Consider the following 7,530-nt stretch of genomic DNA (forward strand, 5'->3'; position numbering starts at 1 on the left):
GACCTTCAGTGGATAGGGTGTTATGTCCGGAAAAGCGCAACAGCAATCTCGTATCAAAGAGTTGATCACCCGCGGTCGTGAGCAGGGCTACCTGACTTACGCGGAGGTCAACGACCACCTGCCTGAGGATATTTCAGATCCGGAACAGGTGGAAGACATCATCCGCATGATCAACGACATGGGGATCAACGTATTCGAGAGTGCTCCGGATGCGGATGCCCTGCTGTTGGCGGAAGCCGACACCGACGAAGCCGCGGCCGAGGAAGCCGCCGCTGCGTTGGCAGCAGTCGAAACCGATATCGGCCGCACGACCGACCCGGTGCGCATGTACATGCGTGAAATGGGCACCGTCGAGCTGCTGACCCGCGAAGGCGAGATCGAAATCGCCAAGCGCATCGAGGAAGGCATCCGTGAAGTCATGGGCGCCATTGCCCACTTCCCGGGCACCGTCGATCACATTCTCGGCGAGTACGACCGCGTCACCACCGAAGGCGGCCGCCTGTCGGATGTGCTAAGCGGCTACATCGACCCTGACGACAACATCGCCGCACCGACCGAAGAGGTGCCGGTCATCGGCGCCAAGGCGCCCGCCGCCAAGGAAGAGTCCGACGAGGAAGAAGAAGAGAGCGCCGACGGCGACGAAGAGGAAGAGACCGAGAGCGGTCCGGACCCTGTCGTTGCCGCACAGCGTTTCGGTGCGGTCTCCGACCAACTGCAGGCCACCAACAAGGTGGTGAAGAAGCATGGTCGCGGCGCCAAGGAAAGCGTCCAGGCATTGCAAGCCCTGGCCGACCTGTTCATGCCTATCAAGCTGGTACCCAAGCAGTTCGACGCGCTCGTCGAGCGTGTGCGCGGTGCCCTCGACCGCCTGCGTCAACAGGAACGCGCCATCATGCAGTTGTGCGTGCGTGATGCCCGCATGCCTCGCGCCGACTTCCTGCGCCTGTTCCCCAGCAACGAAACCGACCAGACCTGGAGCGGTGATCTGGCCAAGCGCAGCACCAAGTGGGCCGCCGCGCTGGGCGAGAAAGACGCGGCCATCGTCGCGTGCCAGCAGAAGTTGATCGACCTCGAAACCGAAAGCGGTCTGACCGTTGCCGAAATCAAGGAAATCAACCGCCGCATGTCCATCGGCGAGGCGAAAGCCCGTCGCGCCAAGAAAGAAATGGTCGAGGCGAACCTGCGTCTGGTGATTTCCATCGCCAAGAAGTACACCAACCGTGGCCTGCAATTCCTCGACCTGATCCAGGAAGGCAACATTGGCTTGATGAAGGCGGTGGACAAGTTCGAATACCGTCGTGGCTACAAGTTCTCGACCTACGCCACCTGGTGGATTCGTCAGGCGATCACCCGCTCGATCGCCGACCAGGCGCGCACCATCCGTATCCCGGTGCACATGATCGAGACGATCAACAAGCTCAACCGTATTTCCCGGCAGATGCTGCAGGAAATGGGTCGCGAACCCACGCCGGAAGAGCTGGGCGAGCGTATGGAAATGCCTGAGGACAAGATCCGCAAGGTGTTGAAGATCGCCAAAGAGCCGATCTCCATGGAAACCCCGATCGGCGACGACGAAGACTCGCACCTGGGCGACTTCATCGAGGACTCCACCATGCAGTCCCCGATCGATGTCGCCACGGTCGAAAGCCTCAAGGAAGCCACGCGCGACGTACTCTCGGGCCTTACCGCCCGTGAAGCGAAAGTGCTGCGCATGCGCTTCGGCATCGATATGAACACCGACCACACCCTCGAAGAGGTCGGCAAGCAGTTCGACGTGACCCGCGAGCGGATCCGTCAGATCGAAGCCAAGGCGCTGCGCAAACTGCGGCATCCGACGCGCAGCGAGCACCTACGCTCCTTCCTCGACGAGTGATGACGAACCCCGGCCCAGGCCGGGGTTTTTCTTGGGCGACAAAAACCTGCAGGCCGTTGGCCGCATTCCTCGGCACCGTTCATCCCGGCACGTCTACACTCGAATCAGCCCCTTTGATCGAGAGTTCGCCATGCCCTTGCTGCCGGCACTTGTGCTGTTGCTCTTGCTGATCTGGAACACAACTGCCAGCGCTTTGACCGACCAGAACACTGCTGCTGCCCTACCCGCTGCGTCCGAATCGTCTTCGCAGATTCGGCCTACCAACGCCAGCCTCACCGTGGATGCCCGCAGTCATGCGCCAATGCAGGTCGTCGATCGTCAGCAAGTGGTCCTGTGGCACAACCTGTTGCTGCTCGGCTTGCCAGCGCTTGCCGCCGTAGTAGCGATTCTCATCGCCATGTTGCGGATCAATCGCCGCCTGACTTCGGAAATTTCTCGGCGAATCGCCCTTGAGCAGGAGTTGCGCAGCAGCGAATACCATTATCGAGGCCTGATCGAGAGCCTGTCGGCAGTGGCCTGGGAAGCCGATGCCAACGACTTCACCTACAGCTACGTCTCCCCCCACGCCGAGGATCTGCTCGGTTATCCACAGCGCGAGTGGCTCAAGCCTGGTTTCTGGCGCGGCATTCTGCACCCCGATGACGCCCTCCGTGTGCAGCACTACTGCGACAGCGAAACGGCAGCCGGCCGCGACCACAGCCTGGACTACCGTGTGGTACGTGCCGACGGCCAGACACTGTGGGTGCGCAACATCGTCAGCATGATCGGCCACGGTCATAAACCGCTGATTCGTGGCCTGATGATCGACATCAGCGAAACCAAGCGCACCGAAGAGGCGCTGCGTCTTTCCGAACAGAAGTTCGCCAAGGCCTTCCATGCCTCGCCCGACGGCCTGCTGCTGTCACGCCAGCGCGACGGCTTGCTGTTGGAGGTCAACGAGGGCTTCTGCCGCCTGACCGGCTACGACATCGACCCCAACCGCGATCAGAACAGCCTGGACCTGGGCATCTGGGCCGACCTCGACGAGCGCGCGCGCCTGGTCGAACGCTTGCGCCGCGACGGCTTCGTGCGCGATTTCAGCTGCCATATCCGCCGCAGCGATGGTCAGATTCGGCTGTGCGAAGTGTCTGCGCGACCGCTGCCCATCGGCGACACCGACTGCATGCTGACCATTACCCGCGATATCACCGAACGCCACCTGATGCAGGAAAAGCTGCAACTGGCCGCCACGGTGTTCGAGAACACGGCCGAAGGCGTGCTCATCACCGATCCCGAGCAGCACATCAGTGCGGTCAACCGTGCCTTCAGCGAGATCACCGGCTACAGCGAACACGAAGCCCTCGGTCAGACGCCACGCCTGCTCGCCTCGGGCCAGCACGACAGCGCTTTTTACGCCGCTCTCTGGCATCAGCTCTGCGCCGAAGGCCACTGGCAGGGCGAAATCTGCAATCGACGCAAGAACGGTGAACGCTATCCCAGTTGGCTGACCATCAGCGCTGTGCGCAACCGCGAGGGGGAAATCAGCCACTTCGTCGCGGTCTTCGCCGACATCTCCAGCCTCAAGCACGCCCAGGCGGAACTGGACTACCAGGCTCACCACGACCCGTTGACCGGCCTGCCCAACCGCACCCTGTTCGAGAACCGCCTGCAAGCCACCCTCAACGGCGCCCAGGCCCCCAACCGCCAGGGCGCCGTGCTGTTTCTCGACCTCGACCGCTTCAAGCACATCAACGACAGCCTCGGTCATCCCGTCGGCGACCTGCTGCTCAAAGGCATTGCCCAGCGCCTCAGGGAGCAGGTGCGCGATGTCGACACCGTGGCACGCCTGGGCGGCGACGAGTTCATCATTCTCCTGCCCGGCCTGCACCGCCCCAGCGATGCCAGTGCCATCGCCAACAAACTGTTGACCTGCTTCCACGCCCCGGTGCAGGCGGGCGAGCATGAGTTCTTCACCAGCGCCAGCATCGGCATCAGCCTCTACCCGCAAGACGGCACCGACGTCGCCACCCTGATCCGCAACGCCGACGCCGCCATGTACCGCTCCAAAGCCAAAGGCCGCAACCGCGTGGAGAGCTACACCCTGGACCTCACCACCCAGGCCAACGAACGGATCTTCCTCGAACACGAACTGCGCCGGGCCATCGAGCGCAACGAACTGAGCCTGTACTACCAACCCAAGTTCAGCCTCAAGACCCAGGCCCTGGTCGGCGCCGAAGCGCTAGTACGCTGGACGCACCCCACTTTCGGCGAAGTGCCACCGGAACAGTTCATCCACCTGGCCGAAGAGAACGGCAGCATCCTGCAATTAGGTGATTGGGTACTGGAGCAGGCCTGCCGGCAGATGCACCAGTGGAAGCACGCCTACGCACCGTTCGGCCCGTTGTCGATCAACCTGGCCGGCGCGCAGTTGCGCCAGCCGAGCCTGGCGCGGCGCATCGAACACCTGCTCGGCATCTTCCAGCTCCAGGCCGGCGACCTGCAGTTGGAGATCACCGAGAACTTCATCATGAGCCAGGCCGAAGAGGCCCTGGCCATCCTGCACCAACTCAAGGGCCTGGGCGTGCAACTGGCGATCGACGACTTCGGCACGGGTTACTCGTCGCTCAGCTACCTCAAGCGCCTACCGCTGGACATCCTCAAGATCGACCAGTCATTCATCCGCGGCCTGCCGGACGATCCCCACGACGCCGCCATCGCCCGCGCCATCATCGCCCTGGGCCGCAGCATGCAACTCACGATCATTGCCGAAGGCGTGGAAACCCCGGCTCAGCAACGCTTCCTGGCGGCCGAAGGGTGTGAGCAGATTCAGGGCTACATCGTCAGCCTGCCGCTGCCGGCCGAGCAATTCGCCGCGCGCTTTCTTCGCATAGCACCAACGGATCTTTCAGATGGCACCCATGGCCAACCCTCGTTATAATCGCGCCGACCTCTGGGGCCTATAGCTCAGTTGGTTAGAGCAGAGGACTCATAATCCTTTGGTCCACGGTTCGAGTCCGTGTGGGCCCACCATACTCAAAGCCGCGCATTGCGCGGCTTTGCCGTTTCTGGAGCCCTCCATCTACAGCCCCTCTCGCCCTTCCATAGTTGGCAATGTGTCCACAATGTGTCCACGCACTGCAGCAAGGGGGTTGAGCTTGACCACATCTGCCAAGTGGCTGGGGCTGAAGTGGGCATATTTCTGGGTCATGGCCAACGTCGCATGACCTAGCACCCGTTGCAGGGTCAGGATGTCTCCCCCGTTGCGCATGTAGTGACTTGCAAAGGTGTGGCGCAGGACGTGTGTCAGCTGTCCATCGGGAAGATCGAGCTGGAGTAAGTCAACCACCTTCCGAAAGATGTTGTAGCCAGGCCGGAATGGCAGCACCGCCAGTAAACGTTTCTCCAGGTCAGCAGCGATCGGAACCGATCGATTCTTGCTCGACTTCGTTTTGTTGTACTGAATCAGGCCATTGCGCACCTGCCGTGGCAGTAGCGATTCAGCTTCCCCCCACCGCGCGCCAGTGGATAAGCAAACCTCAGCGATCAAGCCTGCATCAGAGTCTTCGACCGCCAACGCATCCAGTAGGGGTTGGATTTCGTCCACCTCCAGGTAAGCCATCTCCGTCTCGTCAAACTTCAGCTTTCGTACAGTCGCAAGTGGATTCTCGCTGGTCCACTCGCCGAGCCTGGCCAACTCATTGAACACAGCTCGCAGGTAAGCCAGTTCATGGTTAAGCATGTTCGCGCTGATAGGCTTGCCCTTACCCTCGGCCTTACTGAATCCCCGACCTGGGGTCGCCCTGGTGTGTTTCCCCTCAGCTCGTTCGGCACGGTAGGTGGCAAACTGGGATGAGTTGAAGGCATGGGCCTTGGGATCGCCCATGCGCTCGGCCATGTTCAGGAGCAGCTGCAGGCGCTCATCGCCCGTTTTCAAGTTCTGGCCATGGAGCTTGTGCCAGAGCCTCACGAGATCCGATAACGACCGATCGTCCCGCTTCGGTGCCGCCTCAAACTCTCCCCGCGACCCGTCCCCCATCACCCGTCGTTCGAGGTGCATAGCCTCATTCTTGGACTGCACACGCTTACGGAAACGCGGACCGTCGCGCCCTTCCGGGCGACAGTCAACCAGCCACACGCCTGACGGCAGTTTCTTAATAGCCATAGGTCACACCGGGCTGACCTGACCACCATCCGGGGCTGTATCGCCAGTCATCAACCACAACGTGTATTTCTTGAAGCGGGGGTGGTTGGCAATCTTCAGCAGCGCCGGCGCGCCTAGCTCAATGATTCCCGCCTCGTATTTTCTGAAAGTGCTTTCGCTGAAACCTAGCACCTCGCAGAACTCGCGCTGAGTCAGCCCCTCTGCTTTTCGAATGGCCTTGAGCTTGGTTGGAAAGTCCATGGTGTCCTCTTGACTTGTTCCTTTGAAGGAACAACAATGTTCCTTACAGGGAACATTCGTCCCCAATATTCGCAAGAGGTTAACAGAATGCAGATCACCATCGACACGCCCTACGTCACTGTTGGGGAGTACGCGCGACGCTCCGGACAGTCCGATACTGCGATTCGCCGTGAGATCGAACAGGGTCGCTACCTCATTCGCCCCAAGGCTGAGGGCTCCAAGTCAGCAGTCCTAATCAACATGGTTCACCTGGCGATTGAAGCAGCTGAACAGGCTGAGCGTCTGCAGAAAGCAATGAGCAGTGTCAGCAAGGAAATGCCAGAGGATGGCACCCTGATTTCTGCCAGCCGTGCGTCCCATCTGGCTGGTCAAGTGCGCAAAGCCAAATCCGCCAAGTCGACCGACCAGCGCTAAGGGCCAGGGAATGACTGCACGGATCAAACCGGAAGAGTTCGATCGGATCTACCTCGAGGACGTAATTCCCGCGCTCGAGCACGACCCGGAACTGGGCTTCCAAGCCAAGGACGAAACCAAGGAATACCTCAACAAGGGCATGTGCCCGAGCTGCGGTAAGCGCTCTGTGTTCGTCAAGAAAGAGAAGCCCTATCAGCTCAAGTGCAACAGGCTGAACAACTGTGGGTATGAGGAACGGACACGCGATCGCTACCAGCACCTGTTCGAGAATCTCAGCGAACGCTTCCCATCGACGCCAGAGAACCCCACCGCCACTGCAGATGCCTACTTGAGCCGTGCCCGCGGCTTCGACATCAGCAAGATGAAGGACTGGTACACCCAGGGCCGTCGGCAAATGAAGCCTTCCGGGATATGGGCCGACACCGTCCGCTTCCCGCTCTGTGACGGGTATTGGGAGCGGATCATTGATGCGCGTGCCATCGCCGGAAATGAGGACCAGAAAGCCGGTATCAAGGCTGGCATGCGCTACACCAACGCTGGTTGGGTACCGCCTGGCCAGACGATCAATAAGCACGACCGTGTGTACATCGTAGAAGGTATCTTCCACGCCATCGCGCTGCACCTGGCCGGATTCAAAACGATCGCCGCGATCAGCTGTGTGAACTTCCCATGGGACATTGTCGAGGCCAATGCGGGCAAGCTCGTCACCTGGGTGATAGCGCTGGACGACGATAAGGCAGGCCGCACCTACATCCGCAAGCACCTTAAAGAGCTGCGTTCCAGGAAGGAAATCGGCTGGGTCGCTCTGGCTGGGAAGCTGGACTGGGACGACGTCTACAGAGACGGCAAGCTCGATCAGCTG

At 60.7% G+C, this 7,530-nt stretch carries 5 protein-coding genes, 1 tRNA gene and 1 pseudogene; 5 read left to right on the top strand and 2 right to left on the bottom strand.

Going from position 1 to position 7,530, the window contains the following annotated elements; genetic code table 11:
- Positions 1–22: 22 nt before the first annotated feature.
- The 3 genes and pseudogenes from rpoD (at position 23) to Q7C30_RS06310 (ending at position 4,882) form a co-directional block, all read left to right on the top strand.
- A complete protein-coding gene (rpoD, locus tag Q7C30_RS06300; protein ID WP_116889516.1) occupies positions 23–1,873 on the top strand; it encodes an RNA polymerase sigma factor RpoD in 1,851 nt (616 codons plus the stop codon).
- Between the two features lie 334 nt (positions 1,874–2,207).
- Positions 2,208–4,790, top strand: a pseudogene (locus Q7C30_RS06305) (EAL domain-containing protein); the annotation flags it as partial.
- Positions 4,791–4,805: 15 nt separating this feature from the next.
- A tRNA-Ile gene (locus Q7C30_RS06310) sits at positions 4,806–4,882 on the top strand.
- Positions 4,883–4,931: 49 nt separating this feature from the next.
- Here Q7C30_RS06310 and Q7C30_RS06315 read toward each other — a convergent pair.
- Positions 4,932–6,014, bottom strand: a complete 1,083-nt coding sequence (locus Q7C30_RS06315; protein WP_317871016.1) for a tyrosine-type recombinase/integrase — start codon at positions 6,012–6,014, stop codon at positions 4,932–4,934.
- A 3-nt stretch (positions 6,015–6,017) separates the two neighbouring features.
- A complete protein-coding gene (locus Q7C30_RS06320; RefSeq protein ID WP_317871017.1) occupies positions 6,018–6,254 on the bottom strand; it encodes a helix-turn-helix domain-containing protein in 237 nt (78 codons plus the stop codon).
- An 87-nt stretch (positions 6,255–6,341) separates the two neighbouring features.
- Between Q7C30_RS06320 and Q7C30_RS06325 the strand changes: the two genes are divergently transcribed.
- Both Q7C30_RS06325 and Q7C30_RS06330 read left to right on the top strand, forming a co-directional pair.
- Complete coding sequence (locus tag Q7C30_RS06325; RefSeq protein WP_317871018.1) at positions 6,342–6,668, top strand: hypothetical protein; 327 nt, start codon at positions 6,342–6,344, stop codon at positions 6,666–6,668.
- A gap of 10 nt (positions 6,669–6,678) precedes the next feature.
- Positions 6,679–7,530: toprim domain-containing protein (locus Q7C30_RS06330; protein WP_317871019.1), on the top strand; the 852-nt coding region annotated here is incomplete at its 3' end.

This window comes from Pseudomonas sp. RAC1, from assembly GCF_030658255.1.
Taxonomy (GTDB): domain Bacteria; phylum Pseudomonadota; class Gammaproteobacteria; order Pseudomonadales; family Pseudomonadaceae; genus Aquipseudomonas; species Aquipseudomonas boreofloridensis.